The sequence below is a fragment of the Streptomyces sp. NPDC060184 genome (assembly GCF_042728795.1).
GTDB lineage: Bacteria > Actinomycetota > Actinomycetes > Streptomycetales > Streptomycetaceae > Streptomyces.
Window position 1 is genome coordinate 79673 of sequence record NZ_JBHWYX010000011.1, and the last position, 22441, is coordinate 102113.

The following is a 22441-nucleotide window of genomic DNA, read 5'->3' on the forward strand; positions in this document are numbered from 1 at the left end:
TGAGCTCGGGAGAGTTACTCGCCCTTGGCCTTCGCGATGATCTCCTCGGCGACGTTCCGCGGAACCTCGGCGTAGGAGTCGAACTGCATCGAGTAGCTTGCGCGACCCGAGGTCTTGCTACGGAGGTCTCCGACGTAGCCGAACATCTCCGAGAGGGGCACGAGGCCCTTCACGATGCGAGCACCGTGGCGCTCCTCCATGGCCTGGATCTGGCCACGGCGGGAGTTGATGTCGCCGATGACCTCACCCATGTAGTCCTCGGGCGTGGTGACCTCAACGGCCATCATGGGCTCGAGAATGACGGGAGAAGCCTTGCGCGCGGCCTCCTTGAAGGCCTGCGAACCGGCGATCTTGAACGCGAGTTCGGAGGAGTCGACCTCGTGGTAGCCACCGTCGAGAAGAATGACGCGGACGCCGGTCATCTCGTAGCCGGCCAGGATGCCGAACTGCATGGCCTCCTGCGCGCCCGCGTCCACCGAGGGGATGTACTCCTTGGGGATGCGGCCACCGGTGACCTTGTTCACGAACTCGTACGAGGCGTCGCCGCCCTCGATCGGCTCGATCGCGATCTGCACCTTGGCGAACTGACCGGTACCACCGGTCTGCTTCTTGTGGGTGTAGTCATGACGCTCGACGGCCTTGCGGATCGTCTCGCGGTACGCGACCTGGGGCTTGCCGACGTTCGCCTCGACCTTGAACTCGCGACGCATGCGGTCGACGAGGACGTCGAGGTGGAGCTCGCCCATACCACCGATGATGGTCTGGCCGGTCTCCTCGTCCGAGTGAACCTGGAAGGAGGGGTCCTCCTCCGCGAGACGCTGGATGGCGACACCCAGCTTCTCCTGGTCACCCTTGGACTTGGGCTCGATGGCGACCTGAATGACCGGCGCCGGGAAGTCCATGGACTCCAGGATGACCGGGTTCTTGTCGTCACACAGCGTCTCACCGGTGGTGGTCTGCTTCAGGCCCATGACGGCGACGATGTCGCCGGCGCCCACCGCGTCGATCTCCTCACGCTTGTTCGCGTGCATGCGGTAGATCTTGCCGATGCGCTCCTTCTTGCCCTTGACGGAGTTCAGCACCGCGGTGCCGGCCTCCAGGCGACCCGAGTAGACCCGGATGAAGGTGAGCTTGCCGAGGTGCGGGTCGCTCGCGATCTTGAAGGCGAGCGCGGCGAGCGGCTCCTCCTCCGAAGGCTTGCGGGTGATGACCTGCTCGGCGTCGGAGACCGCGTGGCCCTCGATGCCCTCGACGTCCAGCGGCGACGGGAGGTAACGCACGACCGCGTCGAGCAGGGGCTGAACGCCCTTGTTCTTGAACGCGGTGCCACAGAACACGGGGGTGACCGTGGTGTCCCCACCCTTGCCGGAGGCAATGGTGATGCGACGGACCGCGGCGTAGATCTGCTCCTCGGTGGGCTCGGTGCCCTCCAGGTACAGCTCCATGATCTGGTCGTCGTTCTCGGCGACGGTCTCGACGAGCTTGCCGCGGTACTCCTCGGCCAGCTCCTGGAGGTCGGCCGGGATGTCGACGACGTCGTACATCTCGCCCTTGGACGCGTCGGCGGACCAGACCAGGGCCTTCATGCGGACGAGGTCCACGACACCCTGGAAGTCGGCCTCGGCACCGATCGGCAGCTGCATGACGATCGGGGTCGCGCCGAGGCGGTCCACGATCATGTCGACGCAGCGGAGGAACTCCGCGCCGGTCCGGTCGAGCTTGTTGACGAAGCAGATGCGCGGGACGCCGTAGCGGTCCGCCTGACGCCAAACGGTCTCGGACTGGGGCTCGACGCCGGCAACGCCGTCGAACACCGTCACGGCGCCGTCGAGGACGCGGAGCGAACGCTCCACCTCGACGGTGAAGTCCACGTGACCCGGGGTGTCGATGATGTTGATCGTGTGATCGACATCTTCGAGGGGCCAGTGGCAGGTCGTCGCGGCAGACGTGATCGTGATGCCGCGCTCCTGCTCCTGCTCCATCCAGTCCATCGTGGCAGCGCCGTCGTGGACTTCACCGATCTTGTACGAAACGCCGGTGTAGAACAGGATCCGCTCAGTGGTGGTCGTCTTGCCCGCGTCGATGTGGGCCATGATCCCAATGTTGCGGACCTTGGCCAGGTCAAGCGAAGTGGTAGCCATAAGGCTTCAGTCTTCTCTCGGTCTCGATGTGGGTAACGACTACCAGCGGTAGTGCGCGAAGGCCTTGTTGGACTCGGCCATCTTGTGGGTGTCCTCGCGCTTCTTGACCGCAGCGCCGAGGCCGTTGGAGGCGTCGAGCAGCTCGTTCATGAGGCGCTCGGTCATGGTCTTCTCACGACGGGCGCGGGAGTAACCGACGAGCCAGCGCAGAGCGAGGGTGGACGCGCGACCGGGCTTGACCTCGATCGGCACCTGGTAGGTGGCGCCACCGACACGGCGGGACTTGACCTCGAGGGCGGGCTTGACGTTCTCAAGCGCGCGCTTCAGCGTGATGACCGGGTCGTTGCCGGTCTTCTCGCGGAGGCCTTCCATGGCGCCGTACACGATGCGCTCGGCGGTGGAACGCTTGCCGTCGAGCAGGATCTTGTTGATCAGCGACGTGACAAGAGGAGAGCTGTAGACCGGGTCGATGATGACCGGGCGCTTCGGGGCGGGGCCCTTACGAGGCATTCTTACTTCTCCTTCTTGGCGCCGTAGCGGCTGCGGGCCTGCTTGCGGTTCTTGACACCCTGGGTGTCAAGGGAGCCGCGGATGATCTTGTAACGAACACCCGGCAGGTCCTTCACACGGCCACCACGCACGAGCACGATGGAGTGCTCCTGCAGGTTGTGTCCCTCACCCGGGATGTAGGCCGTGACCTCGATGCCGGAGGTCAGGCGCACACGCGCGACCTTACGGAGGGCCGAGTTCGGCTTCTTCGGGGTGGTCGTGAACACACGCGTGCAGACGCCGCGGCGCTGGGGCGAACCCTCGAGCGCGGGCGTCTTGTTCTTCTCGACCTTGTCCTGCCGGCCCTTCCGGACCAGCTGCTGGATCGTAGGCACTACTTCTCCGGTTTCTGTGTGCCGTTCGTTGAAACTAACCTGGAACGTCGCCGACCCACGCGGTCGGGTGTGTCGAATACTGCGGGCCTCTGCCGGAAAACAACGGATGAGGCGCAGATTGCGGTGGCCCTGTCGCGGACCCGGCCTGCGGCTGAGGACACGCATGCCGAGCCCAGGCACACCCCAGGCACAAGGCTTGAGCGTACCTACCTCATCGACTTGGGTCAAAACAAATGGGGCGCGGCCGGAGGCGCGACGGCCCGTCCCCCCACGGGGAGGCCACCGCGGTGGCGTACGGATGACCGGTCCGGGGCTCTCCGGAGAACGTACCGCGCACATCGTCCCCCTGATCCGTGACGTCCGGAGCGCGGACAGGGCGTGGACAGGGCCCGGGCCGGTGCGCGGGAGGATCCAGGTGCTGTCCGGCGGATCAAGGTCGGACACCACCTAGAGTGAGGCCGCCCGCAGACCACCTCACCAGGCGCACGCGGGACCCGGCTGCGTCCGCCGGGACGGGGCGACAGCGTCCGGTCCCGCAGAGGCCTCCGCGGTCTCCCGGGGCGGGCACGGGGCCACCGGCGCCCACGTGCGCCGGCTCCGTCGAAGGAAACCCTGTGATCAATCTCGCCGCCCCGGTCAACCCGGTCCTGCTCTCGGCCGTCCCGCTCAAGTCGCCCAGCAGCGTCGCCCAGTCGATGTTCTGGGAGGCGACGGACCAGCTCTGGTACGTGTGTCAGCGCTACGTCACCGAGGGCGACCAGGCCCGTCTGCTGGTCAACCGGCTGCACGCCGACGGCACGCTGCTGGACTCCATGGTCCTGCTGAGGGCCGGGCACGGTGCGAACATCGGCGTCGACCGCCGGGACGACGGCATCTACCTCTGGACCGACGCGCTCGTCTCGGAGAGCCTCTGGGCCCAGGCCATAGCCCGGGTCAGATACGTGCCCGACGGCGTCGCCGACGCGTCCGACCCGCAGTCCGTCGCCCTGCACCAGCCGAGAACCGGCGTGTACCGGGTGTCGGCCACCGTCGACCCGGTCGCCCGCGAGCTGATCTTCCGGAGCCAGAACAGCAACGTCTCCTCCGCCACGTCCGTCGCCCTCGTCGACCGCTACGACCTCGACGCGGCGGCGGAAGGGGTCTTCGAGCCCCTGGGGACGGTCAGCCAGGTGTCCACCCGGACGCTCCAGGGCTACACCAGCCTCGGCGGATACCTCTACACGCTCTACGGCGACAGCGCACAGGCCAACACCTACATCACCTGCACGGACTGGCGGTCCGGGAAGGTCGTCCGGGAGCAGCACATCACCACGCTGAGTTCGCTCTCCGACCGGGAGCCGGAGGGGCTCTGCGTCTATCAGGCGGCCCCCGGGGACACCGCGTCCGCGACCCTCGCCTTCGGCTTCGCGGACGGGGTACCGGGGGGCCGCACGTACTACGCCGCCCGCTTCCCCCACCCCGGCACACCGGCGTGGGTCAAGGTCCCCTACGACACCGCGGTGTACGTCCCCAACAGCGACAACTACCCGCCGCAGTACCGGCTTTCCGGGGACCAGGTCCATCTGCACTTCGGGATCTCCCGCGTCGACGGCCTGCCCTGGACCAACGGAGAGGTGCTGTTCCGGCTCCCCGTCCCCGCACGGCCGGACCGCACCCAGCGGCTCGTGGGAGTCGTCTCGGGCGCCGGGGTCACCACGGACACCATGGCCGTCCGGTTCGAGGTGACCACCAGCGGCGACGTCATCATCTACGACGAGCGGCCACTGACCGGCTGGGTGGGCGGGGACCACAGCTTCTGGCGCTGCTGAGCCCGCACCGCGCTCCCGGGGACCCGGCCCGCTCCCGCCGCTCAGACCGGCAGGGTCGCCCCGGACCCCCGGGGGCGCTCCCCCACCATCCGGTCGAAGAGCTTGCCGGTGGCACTGCCCACGGCGGCGTCCAGGTGCTCGGGCTCACCGAGCGCCAGGGCCCAGGCAGGTCCGCCGGACACGGCCCCGGCGCGCAGGACGAGGCGGCCGTGGCCGTCCTCGTCCACCCGTACGCCGTGTCCGGTCCCCGCGGGGCGGCTCCCGTCGATGCCGCCCTGCCACGGCCAGGAACCGGCGCCGGGCGCCGTCCGCCGGGCCAGCCGTATCCCGGTACCGGCGCCGAGGCCGACGGGGCGCCGGGTGAGGACGCGGCTGGGCCGGCCGTCGGCCGACGGGGCCAGGCGTACCCGCCCCGGGGCGCCGTCCGCGTCGAGAAGCGCCAGGCGCGTCCCGGCCCCGACCGCCGCGGTGAGGCCGTCACGCATCTCCCGCGACCAGTGCGCCTCCCGGCCGGACAGCACCACGGCCGTGCAGCGGGCCGGGTCGACACGCCCCTCGTGCAGGTCGAGGGCGCTCGCGTAGGTCACGTCGTACCCCGCCTCCTCCACCCACCGTGCGAGAGCGGCGTCCTGCACGAGCCCGGCCGGCAGGCCCAGTCCGGCGTAGGGGCGGTCGAAGGACACCTGGAGGGGCCCGTCCCCCGGCACCGGGCCGGGAGGCAGCGGCCAGACGTTGTCCGCCTGGTAGCCGGTGAAGGGAAGGACGACCAGCACGTCCGAGCGACGGGACTCCTCGCGGACGACGAAGGGGGTGAAGCTGCGGAAGCCGTCCTCGGTGGTGAAGACCGCCAGGAAGATGCCCGAGACCCAGTCGGAGGGGACGTCCAGTGTCCAGGAGACGGGCCAGTCGCAGGCGACGGCCCCGGTGCGGCGGGAGACCGCGGGCGCGTCGCCCGGCCCCACGGGGATCGGTTCGCCGGTCAGCAGATGCCGTGCTCCGGCGCCCGCGTAGTGACCCACCCGGTACACGGAGACCGTGCACGTCTGATCGCGGTGGGAGGCGAGGTGGAAGCCGAGCGACGATCCCGGCGCCACCGACGTGGCCGAGGCGTACCCCTGGATCTCGGGCGCGCGGCAGGTGACCCCGCTGGTCTCGCGGTGGCCGACCGCCCAGGCGTCGGAACCGGTCGCCAGGTTCTCGCGCACCACCGGGTTGTCCCCGGTACGCGGCGCCGGGTGGGCGGCGCACGCGGGGCTCGCGGCAGCCGTCACACCGCCGCCGGCCACGGTCGCCGCCCCGAGGAAACGCAGCAGGGACCGGCGCGACACGTACGCCATTCACGACCTCCACGGAGCCGCACCGGGCTGGTCGGTCCGGTACGCCGGGGCCTGTGCGGCAGCGACGGCCCCCGGTCCCGTCGCTGATCACTCATCGTAGAACACCCGTCCGACCGGACACGTGGTCCGCGTGATCACGAACCGGAAACGCCGCAGGGCGGCCACCCCCAACGGGGTGACCGCCCTGCGGTTGGTCGATCAGGCGACTCGCTTACTGGTTGTACGGACCGTAGTCGTAGTCCTCCAGCGGAACGGCCTGGCCGGAGCCGGTGCCGAACGGCGAGTAGTCGATGTCGTCGTAGCCGACGGCCGAGTACATCGCGGCCTTGGCTTCCTCGGTCGGCTCGACCCGGATGTTGCGGTAGCGGGCGAGGCCCGTACCGGCCGGGATGAGCTTACCGATGATGACGTTCTCCTTGAGGCCGATCAGGGAGTCCGACTTGGCGTTGATCGCCGCGTCGGTCAGGACCCTGGTCGTCTCCTGGAAGGACGCCGCCGACAGCCACGACTCGGTGGCCAGCGAGGCCTTGGTGATACCCATCAGCTGCGGACGGCCGGAGGCGGGGTGTCCGCCCTCGGTGACCACACGACGGTTCTCGGTCTCGAACTTCGAGCGCTCGACGAGCTCGCCCGGCAGGAGCTCCGCGTCGCCGGACTCGATGATCGTCACGCGGCGCAGCATCTGCCGGATGATGATCTCGATGTGCTTGTCGTGGATCGACACGCCCTGCGAGTTGTAGACCTTCTGGACTTCGCCGACCAGGTGGACCTGGACCGCACGCTGGCCGAGGATGCGCAGCACGTCGTGCGGGTTGGTCGCACCGAAGGTCAGCTTCTGGCCGACCTCCACGTGGTCGCCCTCGCGGACGAGCACCTTGGCGCGCTTGGAGATCGGGAAGGGAGTCTCCTCGCTTCCGTCGTCCGGCGTGACGATGATCTTCTTGGTCTTCTCGGTCTCTTCGATCCGGATGCGGCCCGCGGCCTCGGAGATCGGAGCGACACCCTTCGGCGTACGAGCCTCGAAGAGCTCGACGACACGGGGCAGACCCTGGGTGATGTCGTCACCGGCCACACCACCGGTGTGGAAGGTACGCATCGTCAGCTGGGTACCGGGCTCACCGATGGACTGGGCGGCGATGATGCCGACCGCCTCACCGATGTCGACCAGCTTGCCGGTGGCGAGCGAGCGTCCGTAGCAGAAGGCACAGGTGCCGACCGCGGACTCACAGGTCAGGACCGAACGGGTCTTGACCTCCTCGACACCCGCGTTCACGAGGGCGTCGATGAGCACGTCACCGAGGTCCACGTTGGCCGGCGCGATGACCTTGCCGTCGATGACGACGTCCTCGGCCAGCATGCGGGCGTACACCGAGGTCTCGACGTCGTCCGTCTTGCGCAGGACACCGTCCTCGCCCTTGACCGCGATCTTCAGCTTGAGGCCGCGGTCGGTGCCACAGTCCTCCTCGCGGATGATCACGTCCTGCGAGACGTCCACCAGACGACGGGTCAGGTAACCCGAGTCGGCGGTACGCAGGGCGGTGTCGGCCAGACCCTTACGGGCACCGTGCGTGGAGATGAAGTACTCCAGAACGGTCAGACCCTCACGGAACGAGGCCTTGATGGGACGCGGGATCGTCTCGTTCTTCGCGTTCGACACCAGACCACGCATACCGGCGATCTGACGCATCTGCATCATGTTTCCTCGGGCACCCGAGTCAACCATCATGAAGATGGGGTTCGTCTTGGGGAAGTTCGCGTTCATCGCCTCGGCAACCTCGTTGGTCGCCTTGGTCCAGATCGCGATGAGCTCCTGCGTGCGCTCGTCCTTGGTGATCAGACCGCGCTCGTACTGCTTCTGGACCTTCTCGTCCTGCTCCTCGTAACCGCGCACGATGGCCTTCTTGGCCTCGGGCACGACGACGTCGGAGATGGCCACGGTCACACCGGAGCGGGTCGCCCAGTGGAAACCGGCCGCCTTCAGGTTGTCGAGCGTCGCCGCCACGATGACCTTGGGGTAGCGCTCGGCCAGGTCGTTGACGATCTCGGAGAGCTGCTTCTTGCCCACCGAGTAGTCGACGAACGGGTAGTCCTCGGGCAGCAGCTCGTTGAAGAGCGCGCGGCCCAGGCTGGTGCGCAGACGGAAGGTGTCACCCGGCTGGTACTCGGGCTCGCCCTCCTCGGCGACCGGCGGCACCCAGCCACGCGGCGGGATGGTGCCCACCGGGAAGCGGATGTCGACCTTCGCCTGGAGCGACAGCTCGCGGGCGTCGAAGGCCATGGTGGCCTCGGCCGTGGAGCCGAACGCGCGGTCCGTGCCCTTGACGTTGCGGCCCTCTTCGTCCGTGGTGAGGAAGAAGAGACCCAGCACCATGTCCTGGGTCGGCATGGTGACGGGGCGACCGTCGGCCGGCTTCAGGATGTTGTTCGAGGACAGCATCAGGATGCGGGCCTCGGCCTGCGCCTCCGCGGAGAGCGGCAGGTGCACGGCCATCTGGTCACCGTCGAAGTCCGCGTTGAACGCGGTGCAGACGAGCGGGTGGATCTGGATGGCCTTGCCCTCGACCAGCTGCGGCTCGAAGGCCTGGATGCCGAGGCGGTGCAGGGTGGGCGCACGGTTCAGCAGCACCGGGTGCTCGGCGATGACCTCTTCGAGGACGTCGTACACGACGGTGCGGCCACGCTCGACCATGCGCTTGGCCGACTTGATGTTCTGCGCGTGGTTCAGGTCCACCAGGCGCTTCATCACGAACGGCTTGAAGAGCTCCAGCGCCATGGCCTTCGGCAGACCGCACTGGTGCAGCTTGAGCTGCGGGCCGACGACGATCACGGAACGCGCGGAGTAGTCCACGCGCTTGCCGAGGAGGTTCTGACGGAATCGACCCTGCTTGCCCTTGAGCATGTCGCTCAGGGACTTCAGCGGACGGTTGCCGGGGCCCGTGACCGGGCGACCACGACGGCCGTTGTCGAACAGCGCGTCGACGGCCTCCTGGAGCATGCGCTTCTCGTTGTTCACGATGATCTCGGGGGCACCGAGGTCGAGAAGGCGCTTCAGGCGGTTGTTGCGGTTGATCACGCGGCGGTACAGGTCGTTCAGGTCGGAGGTCGCGAAGCGGCCACCGTCCAGCTGCACCATCGGACGCAGGTCCGGCGGGATGACCGGCACGCAGTCGAGCACCATGCCCTTGGGCTTGTTGCTGGTCTGCAGGAACGCGGAGACGACCTTGAGGCGCTTGAGCGCACGGGTCTTCTTCTGGCCCTTGCCGGAACGGATGATCTCGCGGAGGCGCTCGGCCTCCTCCTCGAGGTCGAAGGACTCCAGGCGCTTCTGCAGCGCCGCGGCGCCCATGCAGCCGTCGAAGTACGTGCCGAAGCGGTCACGCAGCTCGCGGTAGAGCAGCTCGTCGCCCTCCAGGTCCTGGACCTTGAGGTTCTTGAAGCGGCTCCACACCTCGTCGAGACGGTCGATCTCGCGCTGCGCACGGTCGCGCAGCTGCTTCATCTCGCGCTCGGCACCTTCGCGCACCTTGCGGCGCACGTCGGCCTTGGCGCCCTCGGCCTCCAGCTCGGCCAGGTCGGTCTCGAGCTTCTTGGCGCGGTTCTCCAGGTCGGAGTCGCGACGGTTCTCGACCTGCTGGCGCTCGACGGAGACGTGGGCCTCCAGCGACGGGAGGTCGCGGGTGCGGCGCTCCTCGTCGACGAACGTGATCATGTACGCGGCGAAGTAGATGACCTTCTCGAGGTCCTTCGGCGCGAGGTCCAGCAGGTATCCGAGGCGCGACGGGACGCCCTTGAAGTACCAGATGTGGGTGACGGGAGCGGCAAGCTCGATGTGGCCCATGCGCTCACGGCGCACCTTGGCGCGCGTGACCTCGACGCCACAGCGCTCACAGATGATGCCCTTGAAGCGGACACGCTTGTACTTGCCGCAGTAGCACTCCCAGTCCCGGGTCGGACCGAAGATCTTCTCGCAGAAGAGTCCGTCCTTTTCGGGCTTGAGGGTGCGGTAGTTGATGGTCTCCGGCTTCTTCACTTCGCCGTGGGACCAGGTCCGGATGTCGTCCGCGGTGGCAAGGCCGATCCGCAGCTCGTCGAAGAAGTTGACGTCGAGCACTTGTCGTCAATCCCTCTTTCGGGGGTTCGAGCCCCTCGCCGTGAAGCGTGGAGATGGGGCACTTCAGCAATGGTCTGAACGGGTCCCGGGAGGGCCGGCCGGATCACAGGGATCCGGCCGGCCTACCCGTCAGACCTCTTCGACGCTGCTCGGCTCGCGCCGGGACAGGTCGATACCGAGTTCCTCCGCCGCGCGGAAGACGTCCTCGTCCGTGTCGCGCATCTCGATGGACATGCCGTCCGAGGACAGCACCTCCACGTTGAGGCAGAGCGACTGCATTTCCTTGATGAGCACCTTGAAGGACTCAGGGATGCCCGGCTCAGGGATGTTCTCGCCCTTGACGATGGCCTCGTAGACCTTCACGCGGCCGGTCACGTCGTCGGACTTGATCGTCAGCAGCTCCTGGAGGGCGTACGCGGCGCCGTAAGCCTCAAGGGCCCACACCTCCATCTCTCCGAAGCGCTGACCACCGAACTGAGCCTTACCACCGAGCGGCTGCTGGGTGATCATGGAGTACGGGCCGGTCGAACGAGCGTGGAGCTTGTCGTCGACCAGGTGGTGCAGCTTGAGGATGTACATGTACCCGACCGAGACCGGGTCCGGGAACGGCTCGCCGGAGCGGCCGTCGAACAGCTGGGCCTTGCCGGAGGGCTGGACCAAGCGGTCGCCGTCGCGGTTCGGGATCGTGGCGTTGAACAGGCCGCTGATCTCGTCCTCGCGCGCACCGTCGAAGACGGGCGTGGCGACGTTGGTGCCGGGGGCGACCTGGTCGGCGCCGATGGCCTGGAGCCGCTGGGCCCAGTCGTCGGCGAGGCCGGAGACGTCCCAGCCGCGGCTGGCGAGCCAGCCGAGGTGGATCTCCAGGACCTGTCCCGGGTTCATTCGGGACGGGACACCCAGCGGGTTGAGGATGATGTCGACCGGGGTGCCGTCCTCCAGGAACGGCATGTCCTCGATCGGCAGGATCTTCGAGATGACGCCCTTGTTGCCGTGACGGCCGGCGAGCTTGTCACCGTCGGTGATCTTGCGCTTCTGCGCGACGTAGACGCGGACCAGCTGGTTCACGCCCGGCGGCAGCTCGTCGCCCTCTTCGCGGTCGAAGACGCGGACGCCGATGACCTTGCCGATCTCACCGTGCGGCACCTTCAGCGAGGTGTCGCGCACCTCGCGCGCCTTCTCACCGAAGATCGCGCGGAGCAGACGCTCCTCGGGGGTCAGCTCGGTCTCACCCTTGGGCGTGACCTTGCCGACGAGGATGTCGCCGGCGACGACCTCGGCACCGATACGGATGATGCCGCGCTCGTCGAGGTCGGCGAGGACCTCTTCGGAGACGTTCGGGATGTCCCGGGTGATCTCCTCCGGGCCGAGCTTGGTGTCACGGGCGTCGACCTCGTGCTCCTCGATGTGGATCGAGGAGAGGACATCGTCCTGCACGAGGCGCTGCGACAGGATGATCGCGTCCTCGTAGTTGTGACCCTCCCACGGCATGAACGCCACGAGCAGGTTCTTGCCCAGGGCCATCTCACCGTTCTCGGTGGCCGGTCCGTCGGCGAGCACCTGGTCGGCGATGACGCGGTCGCCCTCGGAGACGACGACCTTCTGGTTGACCGAGGTGCCCTGGTTGGAGCGCATGAACTTGGCGATGCGGTACGTGGTGTACGTGCCGTCGTCGTTCGTGACGGTGATGTAGTCCGCGGAGACCTCCTGGACCACACCGTCCTTCTCGGCCTTCAGCACGTCGCCGGCGTCGGTGGCGCAGCGGTACTCCATGCCGGTGCCGACGAGGGGCGCCTCGCTCTTGATGAGCGGGACGGCCTGGCGCATCATGTTCGCGCCCATGAGGGCACGGTTGGCGTCGTCGTGCTCCAGGAAGGGGATCATCGCGGTGGCGACGGACACCATCTGGCGCGGCGAGACGTCCATGTAGTCGACCTCGGCCGGCGGCACGTAGTCGACCTCACCGCCGCGGCGGCGGACCAGGACGCGGGGCTCGGTGAAGCGCAGGTCGTCGGAGAGGGTCGCGTTCGCCTGGGCGATGACGTAGCGGTCCTCCTCGTCGGCCGTGATGTAGTCGACCTCGTCGGTGACCTGGCCGTCGGTGACCTTGCGGTACGGCGTCTCGATGAAGCCGAACGCGTTGACGCGGCCGTACGAGGCGAGCGAACCGATCAGACCGATGTTCGGGCCTTCGGGGGTCTCGATCGGGCACATGCGTCCGTAGTGGGACGGGTGCACGTCTCGGACCTCGAAGCCGGCCCGCTCACGGGAGAGACCACCCGGGCCCAGCGCCGACAGACGGCGCTTGTGGGTGAGACCCGACAGCGGGTTGTTCTGGTCCATGAACTGCGACAGCTGGCTGGTGCCGAAGAACTCCTTGATGGAGGCGACGACCGGCCGGATGTTGATCAGGGTCTGCGGCGTGATCGCCTCGACGTCCTGGGTCGTCATGCGCTCGCGCACGACGCGCTCCATACGGGCGAGACCCGTACGGACCTGGTTCTGGATCAGCTCGCCGACGTTGCGCAGGCGGCGGTTGCCGAAGTGGTCGATGTCGTCGGTCTCGACGACGATCGAACGTCCGGACTCGCCGACCGTCTCGGTCTCACCGGCGTGCAGCTTGACCAGGTACTTGATGGTCGCGATGACGTCGTCGGTGGTGAGGACACCGGCGTCCAGCGGCTCGTCGGCGCCGAGCTTCTTGTTCACCTTGTAGCGGCCGACCTTCGCGAGGTCGTAGCGCTTCGGGTTGAAGTAGAGGTTCTCGAGCAGCGTCTGAGCGGCCTCGCGGGTCGGCGGCTCGCCCGGGCGGAGCTTGCGGTAGATGTCGAGCAGCGCGTCGTCCTGGCCCTGGGTGTGGTCCTTCTCCAGGGTGGCGCGCATCGACTCGTACTCGCCGAACTCCTCGAGGATCTGCTCGGTCGTCCAGCCGAGAGCCTTCAGGAGGACGGTGACCGACTGCTTGCGCTTGCGGTCGATGCGGACACCGACCATGTCGCGCTTGTCGATCTCCATCTCCAGCCAGGCACCCCGGGAGGGGATGATCTTGGCGGAGTAGATGTCCTTGTCGGACGTCTTGTCGATCGAGGAATCGAAGTAGACGCCGGGGGAACGGACGAGCTGCGACACCACGACACGCTCGGTGCCGTTGATGACGAAGGTGCCCTTGTTGGTCATGAGCGGGAAGTCGCCCATGAAGACCGTCTGGGACTTGATCTCGCCGGTCTCGTTGTTGGTGAACTCGGCGGTGACGAAGAGCGGGGCGGCGAACGTGAAGTCGCGCTCCTTGCACTCGTCGATCGAGTTCTTCGGGGGCTCGAATCGGTGGTCGCGGAACGTGAGCGACATCGACCCGGAGAAGTCCTCGATCGGGGAGATCTCCTCGAAGATCTCCTCAAGGCCGGACTTGGTGGGGACGTCTTGTCCACTGTCCAGAGCAGCCTCGACGCGAGCCTTCCAGGCGGCATTGCCGAGGAGCCAGTCAAAGCTCTCGGTCTGCAGCGCGAGGAGGTTCGGAACCTCGAGGGGCTCCTTGATCTTTGCAAAGGAGATGCGCAGCGGGGCGGTGCTGGCACCGTTGTTCGTATTCGCGGTCGAGGCGTTGCGCGAGGCGGCCAAGAGGGGGTCCTTCCGAGGGCTCGGACTCACTACGCGCGTACCGGTCCCATGCCGACACGAGGACGGAAATCCCAGTTCAGGGACGTCCTGTCATCGATGCTCAAGCGTGGGCATGCCCCTGGTGACGGGCAGGAGGCAGCTAACAGGCAGCGCAAAGGGACAGTGTAGCCAAGCGGCACACTGATGTCCAGTCGGGGTTCTCAGAGACCCGCGTCGCTGTCAACAGCTGTTCTCAACACCTTTTCAGCCCTCGCGCGGCGTCTGCCGCGCGCTTCTTTACTTCCCGCTTCACTCTCGATCCATGCCTCGGATGCGGACCGAGATGAAGACGCGTCCTGAGAATTGCGCGCCGCGTGCGGTTCGTCAAGGCCCCCCGGCCCGCACGCACCCCCTGTGGCCGCGTCCGCGGCCGGGAGGTCCTCTCCGACGCCCTCAGGAGGCGTACGGCGATGATCACCCTACTCCCCACGGGCGGAAGAGCAAGGCAGCCTGCTCGGGCACGCCAAAGGGCGACCACCCGGTCGGGTGATCGCCCTTCGCGTTCGCGACGGACCCCGCCTCACGGCAGGGGCGTCACAGGAGAGTCAGAAGACTCGTGAGGTCACTTGACCTCGACGGACGCGCCGGCGCCCTTGAGGGACTCGGCAGCCTTCTCGGCGGCCTCCTTGGCGACCTTCTCGAGGACGGGCTTCGGGGCGCCGTCGACGAGGTCCTTGGCCTCCTTCAGGCCGAGGGAGGTCAGCTCACGCACGACCTTGATGACCTGGATCTTCTTGTCACCGGCGGCGGTGAGGATGACGTCGAACTCGTCCTGCTCCTCGACGGCCTCAGCGGCGACACCGGCGCCACCGGCGGCGGCAACGGCGACCGGGGCGGCGGCCGTGACGTCGAACTTCTCCTCGAACGCCTTGACGAACTCGGCCAGCTCGATGAGGGTCAGGGTCTCGAACTGCTCGAGCAGCTCTTCCTGGGACAGCTTCGCCATGATGGCGTCCTTCCACTAAGTCGGCAGGTGCCGGATGTATATGTCGGCGGGCGTACGAAGGGCCCGCTGGACCGCTGAGTGGTTACTCGGCAGCCTCGGCGGGCGCCGGCGTACCGGCACCGCCCTGCTCTTCCTTCTTGGCACGAAGAGCTTCCGCGGTGCGGACGAACTTCGAGGGGAGCGCCTGGAAGAGCGCCGCAGCCTGAGACTGCTTGCCCTTCAGTGCACCTGCCAGCTTGGCGAGCAGAACCTCGCGGGACTCGAGGTCCGCGAGCTTCTTGATCTCATCGGCGGACAGCGCCTTGCCGTCAAGGACACCGCCCTTGATGATGAGGTTCGGGTTGTCCTTGGCGAAGTCACGAAGACCCTTCGCCGACTCCACCGGGTCACCGGTGACGAAGGCAACCGCCGTCGGGCCTGCGAACAGGTCGTCCAGCGTGTCGATCCCGGCCTCGTTGGCCGCGATCTTGGTCAGCGTGTTCTTCACCACGGCGTACTGGGCGTTCTCACCGAGCGAACGGCGCAGCTGCTTGAGCTGGGCCACGGTGAGACCCCGGTACTCGGTCAGCACGGCGGCGTTCGAGCTGCGGAACTGGTCCGCGAGCTCGGCTACCGCGGCAGCCTTGTCGGGCCTTGCCATGAGCGTCGGCCTCCTTCCGGGTGATGAGGACCGCTCAGAAGGGGCCGGAAAAGACGAAACGCCCCAGCACAAGTGCCAGGGCGCGGCTCGACCGGACGAATCCGGGAGCGTTCCACAGTCACCTGCGCAGGTCGTCCGTCTGTACGGAACCTTCGGTCGGTGCCCCTTCTTGCGAAGGCACACCAACGACCAGCGGTCTTTGGCTTCTTCGGAAGAGTACGCGACCGGGACCGCGCGGGGCAAATCCGTCCGGAATCCGCAGGGTGCGGGAGGTTTACGCCCGCACCCCGCAGGCCGGGGGACGGGGTCAGGAGGTGGCGGCAGAGGCCTGTCCGGCGATCTCCTTGAAGTCCACCGTGTCGCTCGCGTCGGGCTTCACGGCGCTCACCGCTGTGCCGTAGTCGCTGTAGAACGACGTGGTCTTCATCGCCCCGTTGGCGGTGTCGGCGCTCGTCGACGCCTTGATCAGCAGATCGTTCCTGTCGATCCACAGATCGATGGTCTCGGTGGTGATCCCCGACTTGTCCAGCTGCTCCTTGAGCTCCTTGAGCTGCTCGGCGTCGAGGTTGGTGCTCGTCCTGGACAGTGCGGCCACGTCGACCACACCGGAGTAGTGCGTGGCCGCGACGCCCCGGACGTTCTCCTCGCCGATCTCCTTGACGGCGCCGGACGCCAGGAGAGGCTCCACGCCCTTCTCCGGGGTGTTGCCCTGCATCTGGTCCTTGAGCACCTCGCCGGAGGCGCCGGCGACCGCGGCGAGGTCCTCGTAGCCGTACCGGATCCAGTGCTTGCCGCCGATGGCCTGCGCGAAGACGTCGCCCATGTTCGCGTAGTAGGCGTCCTTGAGGTACACCGCCCGCATGGTTCCGTCGGAGCCCATTTTCTGCAGGTTCTCCGCCATCGCGCCGCCGTCGTACTTCATGGTGATGTCACCGGTGACGCCGTCGGACCAGTCCATGGCCCCGGTCGAGGTCATCGACATGGTGGTACCCACCACGACGGTGCTCTCGATCTTGGCGGAGTGCGCGGTCCCGCTCTTCTGCTGCACCTTCTTCAGCACGGAGATCGGCGACACCGCGGCCGTCGCCGCCGTCGCGGCCGGGCTCTTGCCGCCGGAGCCGCTCGCCTCGTCCGACCCCCCGCACGCCGCCACCGACGTCAGCGCCGCCGCCGTCACGACCGACACGCACACCCGTCGCAGTGTCCTGCTCGTCATCGTTGAACCCCACCCCTCGTACGTACTGTCGACCCACCTTTGCACAGGGGGCTGACAGCAACCGGAGCGGCCCGATCCGTCCGGCCCGTCTCCGTATAAGAAGACGGGCCCCGCAACCAAAAGGTTGCAGGGCCCATCTACACGCGTGACGCGGCTACCTGGTGAGCACGGGGGCTCAGACGGCGGCCGGGTCCTCCTCGACGAGGAGGTTACGGGTGCGGTTCTGGTCCAGCGGGATGCCGGGGCCCATCGTGGTGGCCAGCGCGGCCTTCTTGATGTAGCGGCCCTTGGCGGCGGACGGCTTCAGACGGAGGATCTCCTCCAGCGCCGCGGCGTAGTTCTCGACCAGCTTCGTCTCGTCGAAGGAGACCTTGCCGATGATGAAGTGCAGGTTCGAGTGCTTGTCGACGCGGAACTCGATCTTGCCGCCCTTGATGTCGTTGACAGCCTTGACGACATCGGGGGTGACGGTGCCGGTCTTCGGGTTCGGCATCAGACCACGCGGACCGAGCACGCGGCCGAGGCGGCCGACCTTGCCCATGAGGTCCGGGGTGGCGACGACGGCGTCGAAGTCCAGGCGGCCCTTCGCGACCTCGTCGATGAGCTCGTCGGAGCCGACGATGTCGGCGCCCGCGGCTTCCGCGGCCGCAGCACGGTCACCGGTCGCGAAGACCAGGACCCGGGCGGTCTTGCCGGTGCCGTGCGGGAGGTTCACGGTGCCACGGACCATCTGGTCCGCCTTGCGCGGGTCGACGCCCAGACGCAGGGCGACCTCGACGGTGCCGTCGAACTTGGTGGTCGCGGTCTCCTTGGCGAGACGGACGGCCTCGAGCGGGGCGTACAGACGCTCCCGGTCGATCTTCGCGTCCGCAGCGCGGAGGTTCTTGCTGCGCTTCACTGCTGCTCCTGTGTGTTCAGAGTGTGGAGTCGTGGTGCGGACCAGCGCCTGGTCCTACCACTTGAGGCCTGGAAGGCTGGACTCAGCCTTCGACCGTGATGCCCATGGAACGGGCGGTGCCAGCGATGATCTTCGACGCGGCGTCGAGGTCGTTGGCGTTCAGGTCGGGGAGCTTGGTCGTGGCGATCTCGCGGACCTGGGCAGCCGTCAGCTTGGCGACCTTGGTCTTGTGCGGCTCGCCGGAGCCCTTCTCCACACCAGCGGCCTTGAGGATCAGCTTGGCGGCCGGCGGAGTCTTGGTGATGAAGGTGAAGGAACGGTCTTCGTAGACCGTGATCTCCACCGGCACGACCATGCCACGCTGCGACTCGGTCGCGGCGTTGTAGGCCTTGCAGAACTCCATGATGTTGACGCCGTGCTGACCCAGCGCGGGGCCGACCGGCGGGGCCGGGTTGGCGGCACCGGCGTTGATCTGGAGCTTGATAAGCCCCGTGATCTTCTTCTTCTTGGGAGGCATTGCTCTCTCCGGGTCCTAGTGAGAGTGTTTCGCCGCCATCCGGTCATCCGGACGGAGGCATACCGCACAACGATAACGGGTATAGCTGCGCAACCAAAAACCGAGCAGGTCAGACCGGCTGCGAAGCCTGTCTGACCTGCTCGGTAGGCATGTGTCCAGAAAGGTGACGGAAAGCGTCAGTTCTTCTGGATCTGGTCGAAGCTGAGCTCGACCGGGGTCTCGCGGCCGAAGATCTCGACGAGGCCCTTGACCTTCTTCGAGTCGGCGTTGATCTCGTTGATCGTCGCCTGCAGCGTGGCGAACGGGCCGTCGGTGACGGTGACCGAGTCGCCCACCTCGAAGTCGAGCACCTGGACCTCGACCCGACGGGCCGGAGCCGGCTTGCCCGCGGCCTCGGCGGCCTCGCGAGCGGCCTTCTCCTCGGCCTCGGGAGCGAGCATCTTCACGATCTCGTCCAGGGTCAGCGGGTACGGGTCGTAGGCGTTGCCCACGAAGCCGGTGACGCCGGGCGTGTTGCGGACGACGCCCCAGGACTCGTTCGTCAGGTCCATGCGCACCAGGACGTAGCCCGGGAGCTTGTTCTGGCGGACGTTCTTGCGCTCGCCGTTCTTGATCTGGACGATCTCTTCCTCGGGGACTTCCGCCTGGTAGACGAACTCCTCGACGTTGAGCGAGACGGCGCGCTGCTCCAGGTTGGCCTTCACGCGCTTCTCGTACCCGGCGTACGTGTGGATGACGTACCACTCGCCGGGCAGGGTGCGGAGCTCCTCGCGCAGGGCGGCGACGGGGTCGACGGGGGCGGCCGGCTCGGCGGCCTCCTCGGACTCCTCGTCGGCGTCGTCCTCGGCGGACTCGTCGTCGGACTCGGCGGCGAGCACCTCGTCGGCGTCGTCGGTCTCGTCGGCGTCGAGCTCGGCTTCAGCGCTCTCGTCAGCAGCTTCGACCTGGTCCGAGGACTCGGAGGACTCGGACTCCGAGGCCTCAACGATGTCGTGCTGGTCCTCGGCGGACTCGAAGGCGTCCGTCCCGGACTCGGCGGCGTCGTTCAGGTTCGGGTCAGACACGATGGCTGCTTCTTCCTGGATACAAATGGGTGGAACATGCGAAAGGGGCGCCGGTGAGGCGCCCTCCGCGGGATCAGCCGAAGACGTACTTGATGACCCGCTGGAATCCGAAGTCAATCACGGTAACGAGACCAATCATGACGACTACGAACACAATCACCACGGTGGTGTACGTGCTCAGCTGCTTGCGTGTCGGCCAGACGACCTTGCGCAGCTCGGCGATGATCTGACGGTAGAAGAGCGCGAGACGGCCGAACGGGCCCTTCTTGCCGCGCTTGCCGCCCTTCCGAGTCTTCTTGGACTCGGGCGCTTCATCCTCAGCATCAGGCATGTCGATGGAGCCCACGGCGTCCGTCACGCTACTCACCTGATTCCGGGTCGTGGCCGTGCCGCGCCCGTTGGAGCCGCGCACGGCTGTGCAATGAAGTACGTACATGCGCACACATCCCGGCGAAGGAGTGTGTAGCAGGGCCGGAGGGACTTGAACCCCCAACCGCTGGTTTTGGAGACCAGTGCTCTACCAATTGAGCTACGACCCTTTGTGGTTTCCCCAACCTACCGCATGTCCCCTGGTGACCAGGAAGTCATTCCGGTGCGGCTGGTGAAGGCCAACGACAGGTGAGTGTACGTGTTCACGGGCTCCGCGTCGAACAGAAGTTGAGCGGGCCATCCTGACGGGGGTCCGCGGGGCGTGTCCCACGGCTTCCCCGGGGCCTCGTTCCGGCCCTGGCCAGGGCCCGTACGAGGGCACGCGAGGCACCGTCCAGCCGCTGAAACAGCCGCGCCGAGGGGGGTGCCGGTCAGGCACCATGGGGGGCATGAGCGCTGCAACTTCTCCGTCCGAACGCCGGGTCTCCGTCCGCGTCGGCGCGATCTCCGAGTCCGCCACCCTCGCCGTCGACGCCAAGGCGAAGGCCCTCAAGGCCGCCGGCCGTCCGGTGATCGGGTTCGGTGCCGGTGAGCCCGACTTCCCGACGCCGGACTACATCGTCGAGGCCGCGATCGAGGCGTGCCGCAACCCGAAGTACCACCGCTACACCCCGGCGGGCGGGCTGCCGGAGCTCAAGGCGGCGATCGCGGCGAAGACGCTGCGCGACTCCGGCTACGAGGTCGACGCCTCGCAGGTCCTGGTGACCAACGGCGGCAAGCAGGCCATCTACGAGGCCTTCGCCGCGGTCCTCGACCCGGGCGACGAGGTCATCGTCCCGGCTCCGTACTGGACCACCTACCCGGAGTCGATCCGGCTGGCCGGCGGTGTGCCGGTGGACGTGGTGGCCGACGAGACCACCGGGTACAAGGTCACGGTCGAGCAGCTGGAGGCCGCCCGCACGGAGCGGACGAAGGTCGTCCTGTTCGTCTCGCCGTCCAACCCGACCGGCGCGGTGTACACCCGGGCCGAGGCGGAGGCGATCGGCCGCTGGGCCGTCGAGCACGGCCTGTGGGTGCTGACCGACGAGATCTACGAGCACCTCGTCTACGGCGACGCGGAGTTCAGCTCGCTGCCGGCCCTCCTGCCGGAGCTCCGCGACAAGTGCATCGTGGTCAACGGGGTCGCCAAGACGTACGCGATGACCGGCTGGCGCGTGGGATGGATCGTCGGCCCGAAGGACATCGTGAAGGCCGCGACCAACCTCCAGTCGCACGCCACCTCGAACGTCTCCAACGTCGCCCAGGTCGCCGCGCTGGCCGCCGTCTCCGGGCCGCTGGACGCGGTCGCCGAGATGCGGACCGCCTTCGACCGCCGGCGGAAGACGATCGTGCGGATGCTCAACGAGATCGACGGGGTCCTCTGCCCCGAGCCCGAGGGCGCGTTCTACGCGTACCCCTCGGTGAAGGCCCTGCTCGGCAAGGAGATCCGCGGCAGGCGCCCGGCGAGCTCGGTCGAGCTGGCGGCGCTCATCCTGGACGAGGCCGAGGTCGCCGTCGTACCGGGTGAGGCCTTCGGTACGCCGGGTTACCTCCGGCTCTCCTACGCGCTGGGCGACGACGACCTGGTCGAGGGCGTCTCGCGGATCCAGAAGCTGCTGGCGGAGGCGCGCGACTGACCTCGCGCCCGACACCGGAGGGTGCCCCCGGACCGCGGACCTCATGTCCCGGACCGGGGGCGCCTTTTTGTTCGCCCCCCTCCCCGAAAGGGGAAGCGGCTTCCGCTCCGGGGCGCGGGTGCGGCAGGATCTTCCAATGGAGCGTGATGTACGTCTGTTGCCCAAGGCCCACCTGCACCTGCACTTCACGGGGTCGATGCGGCCGACCACCCTGCTCGAACTCGCCGACAAGTACGGCGTGCGCCTGCCCGAGGCCCTCACCGGCGGTGAACCTCCCGAACTGCGGGCGACCGACGAACGGGGCTGGTTCCGCTTCCAGCGGCTCTACGACATCGCCCGGTCCTGCCTGCGGGAGCCGGAGGACATCCAGCGCCTGGTGCGGGAGACCGCGCGGGAGGACGTCGCGGACGGTTCCGGCTGGCTGGAGATCCAGGTCGACCCCACCTCGTACGCGCCGCTGCTCGGCGGGCTGATCCCGGCCATCGAGATCATCCTCGACGCCGTGGACAGCGCCTCCCGGGAGACCGGACTGGGGATGCGGGTGGTGATCGCGGCGAACCGGATGAAGCACCCGCTGGACGCCCGCACGCTGGCCCGGCTGGCAGTGCGGTACGCGGACCGGGGGGTCGTCGGGTTCGGGCTCTCCAACGACGAGCGCCGGGGCATGGCCCGCGACTTCGACCGGGCCTTCGCCATCGCCCGCGAGGGCGGGCTGATCGCGGCCCCGCACGGCGGCGAGCTGGCCGGTCCCTCCAGCGTCCGGGACTGCCTGGACGACCTGGACGCGTACCGGATCGGTCACGGGGTGCGGGCCGCCGAGGACCCCCGGCTCATGCGGAGGCTGGCGGAGCGCGGGATCACCTGCGAGGTCTGCCCGGCGTCCAACGTGGCGCTGGGGGTCTACGAGAAGCCCGGCGACGTGCCGCTGCGGACGCTGTTCGAGGCGGGGGTGCCGATGGCGCTCGGCGCGGACGACCCGCTGCTCTTCGGCGCCCGGCTGGCGGACCAGTACGACTTGGTGCGCAAGCACCACTCCTTCACCGACGAGGAGCTGGCGGAACTCGCCCGGCAGTCGGTGCGCGGCTCGGTGGCACCCCAGGAGGTGCGGCGGAAGCTGCTGGACGGGATCGAGGAGTGGCTGGCCCCGCAGGCCGCCTGAGCGGCCCGGGGCGACCCGGAG

16 protein-coding genes and 1 tRNA gene are annotated in these 22441 nt (G+C 67.9%); 3 read left to right on the forward strand and 14 right to left on the reverse strand.

The window, feature by feature from the left end; genetic code table 11:
- Positions 1-14: 14 nt before the first annotated feature.
- Genes fusA through rpsL form a run of 3 tightly spaced genes read right to left on the reverse strand, consistent with a single transcriptional unit; the run spans position 15 to position 3025 of the window.
- Complete coding sequence (fusA, locus tag ACFWEE_RS10105; RefSeq protein ID WP_386888054.1) at positions 15-2141, reverse strand: elongation factor G; 2127 nt, start codon at positions 2139-2141, stop codon at positions 15-17.
- A gap of 39 nt (positions 2142-2180) precedes the next feature.
- Entirely contained in the window at positions 2181-2651 is a 471-nt protein-coding gene (rpsG, locus tag ACFWEE_RS10110; protein ID WP_219611728.1) for a 30S ribosomal protein S7, read from the reverse strand.
- Between the two features lie 2 nt (positions 2652-2653).
- On the reverse strand, positions 2654-3025 hold the full coding sequence (rpsL, locus tag ACFWEE_RS10115; protein WP_003948652.1) for a 30S ribosomal protein S12: 372 nt from the start codon (positions 3023-3025) through the stop codon (positions 2654-2656).
- 614 nt (positions 3026-3639) lie between these two features.
- Between rpsL and ACFWEE_RS10120 the strand changes: the two genes are divergently transcribed.
- Positions 3640-4833 (forward strand): hypothetical protein, encoded by a 1194-nt coding sequence (locus tag ACFWEE_RS10120; RefSeq protein ID WP_386888057.1) that lies wholly within the window; start codon positions 3640-3642, stop codon positions 4831-4833.
- Between the two features lie 41 nt (positions 4834-4874).
- Here ACFWEE_RS10120 and ACFWEE_RS10125 read toward each other — a convergent pair whose 3' ends face one another.
- The 11 genes from ACFWEE_RS10125 to ACFWEE_RS10175 all read right to left on the reverse strand — a co-directional run bounded on the left by ACFWEE_RS10125 (position 4875) and on the right by ACFWEE_RS10175 (position 19755).
- On the reverse strand, positions 4875-6170 hold the full coding sequence (locus ACFWEE_RS10125; protein ID WP_386888059.1) for a N,N-dimethylformamidase beta subunit family domain-containing protein: 1296 nt from the start codon (positions 6168-6170) through the stop codon (positions 4875-4877).
- Positions 6171-6381: 211 nt separating this feature from the next.
- Positions 6382-10281 (reverse strand): DNA-directed RNA polymerase subunit beta', encoded by a 3900-nt coding sequence (locus tag ACFWEE_RS10130; RefSeq protein WP_386888061.1) that lies wholly within the window; start codon positions 10279-10281, stop codon positions 6382-6384.
- A gap of 129 nt (positions 10282-10410) precedes the next feature.
- Positions 10411-13896: a DNA-directed RNA polymerase subunit beta gene (rpoB, locus tag ACFWEE_RS10135; RefSeq protein ID WP_386888062.1), complete on the reverse strand. Its 3486-nt coding sequence runs from the start codon at positions 13894-13896 to the stop codon at positions 10411-10413.
- Positions 13897-14497: 601 nt separating this feature from the next.
- Positions 14498-14881 carry a 50S ribosomal protein L7/L12 gene (gene rplL, locus ACFWEE_RS10140; protein WP_386888064.1) on the reverse strand — a complete coding sequence of 128 codons (384 nt, stop codon included), beginning with the start codon at positions 14879-14881 and terminating at the stop codon, positions 14498-14500.
- A gap of 82 nt (positions 14882-14963) precedes the next feature.
- Positions 14964-15521, reverse strand: a complete 558-nt coding sequence (gene rplJ, locus ACFWEE_RS10145) for a 50S ribosomal protein L10 (protein WP_327176212.1) — start codon at positions 15519-15521, stop codon at positions 14964-14966.
- Between the two features lie 307 nt (positions 15522-15828).
- Complete coding sequence (locus ACFWEE_RS10150) at positions 15829-16737, reverse strand: hypothetical protein (protein ID WP_386888066.1); 909 nt, start codon at positions 16735-16737, stop codon at positions 15829-15831.
- A gap of 175 nt (positions 16738-16912) precedes the next feature.
- A complete protein-coding gene (gene rplA / locus ACFWEE_RS10155) occupies positions 16913-17635 on the reverse strand; it encodes a 50S ribosomal protein L1 (RefSeq protein ID WP_386888068.1) in 723 nt (240 codons plus the stop codon).
- Between the two features lie 82 nt (positions 17636-17717).
- Positions 17718-18152 carry a 50S ribosomal protein L11 gene (gene rplK / locus ACFWEE_RS10160; RefSeq protein WP_386888069.1) on the reverse strand — a complete coding sequence of 145 codons (435 nt, stop codon included), beginning with the start codon at positions 18150-18152 and terminating at the stop codon, positions 17718-17720.
- A gap of 176 nt (positions 18153-18328) precedes the next feature.
- Positions 18329-19216 carry a transcription termination/antitermination protein NusG gene (gene nusG / locus ACFWEE_RS10165; RefSeq protein WP_386888071.1) on the reverse strand — a complete coding sequence of 296 codons (888 nt, stop codon included), beginning with the start codon at positions 19214-19216 and terminating at the stop codon, positions 18329-18331.
- Positions 19217-19289: 73 nt separating this feature from the next.
- Positions 19290-19574, reverse strand: coding sequence for a preprotein translocase subunit SecE (gene secE, locus ACFWEE_RS10170; RefSeq protein WP_266705301.1), 285 nt, complete (start codon positions 19572-19574; stop codon positions 19290-19292).
- Between the two features lie 108 nt (positions 19575-19682).
- Positions 19683-19755, reverse strand: a tRNA-Trp gene (locus ACFWEE_RS10175).
- A 279-nt stretch (positions 19756-20034) separates the two neighbouring features.
- Here ACFWEE_RS10175 and ACFWEE_RS10180 point away from each other — a divergent pair.
- Both ACFWEE_RS10180 and ACFWEE_RS10185 read left to right on the forward strand, forming a co-directional pair.
- On the forward strand, positions 20035-21261 hold the full coding sequence (locus tag ACFWEE_RS10180) for a pyridoxal phosphate-dependent aminotransferase (RefSeq protein WP_386888072.1): 1227 nt from the start codon (positions 20035-20037) through the stop codon (positions 21259-21261).
- 136 nt (positions 21262-21397) lie between these two features.
- Positions 21398-22420, forward strand: a complete 1023-nt coding sequence (locus ACFWEE_RS10185; RefSeq protein ID WP_386888074.1) for an adenosine deaminase — start codon at positions 21398-21400, stop codon at positions 22418-22420.
- Positions 22421-22441 lie beyond the last annotated feature (21 nt).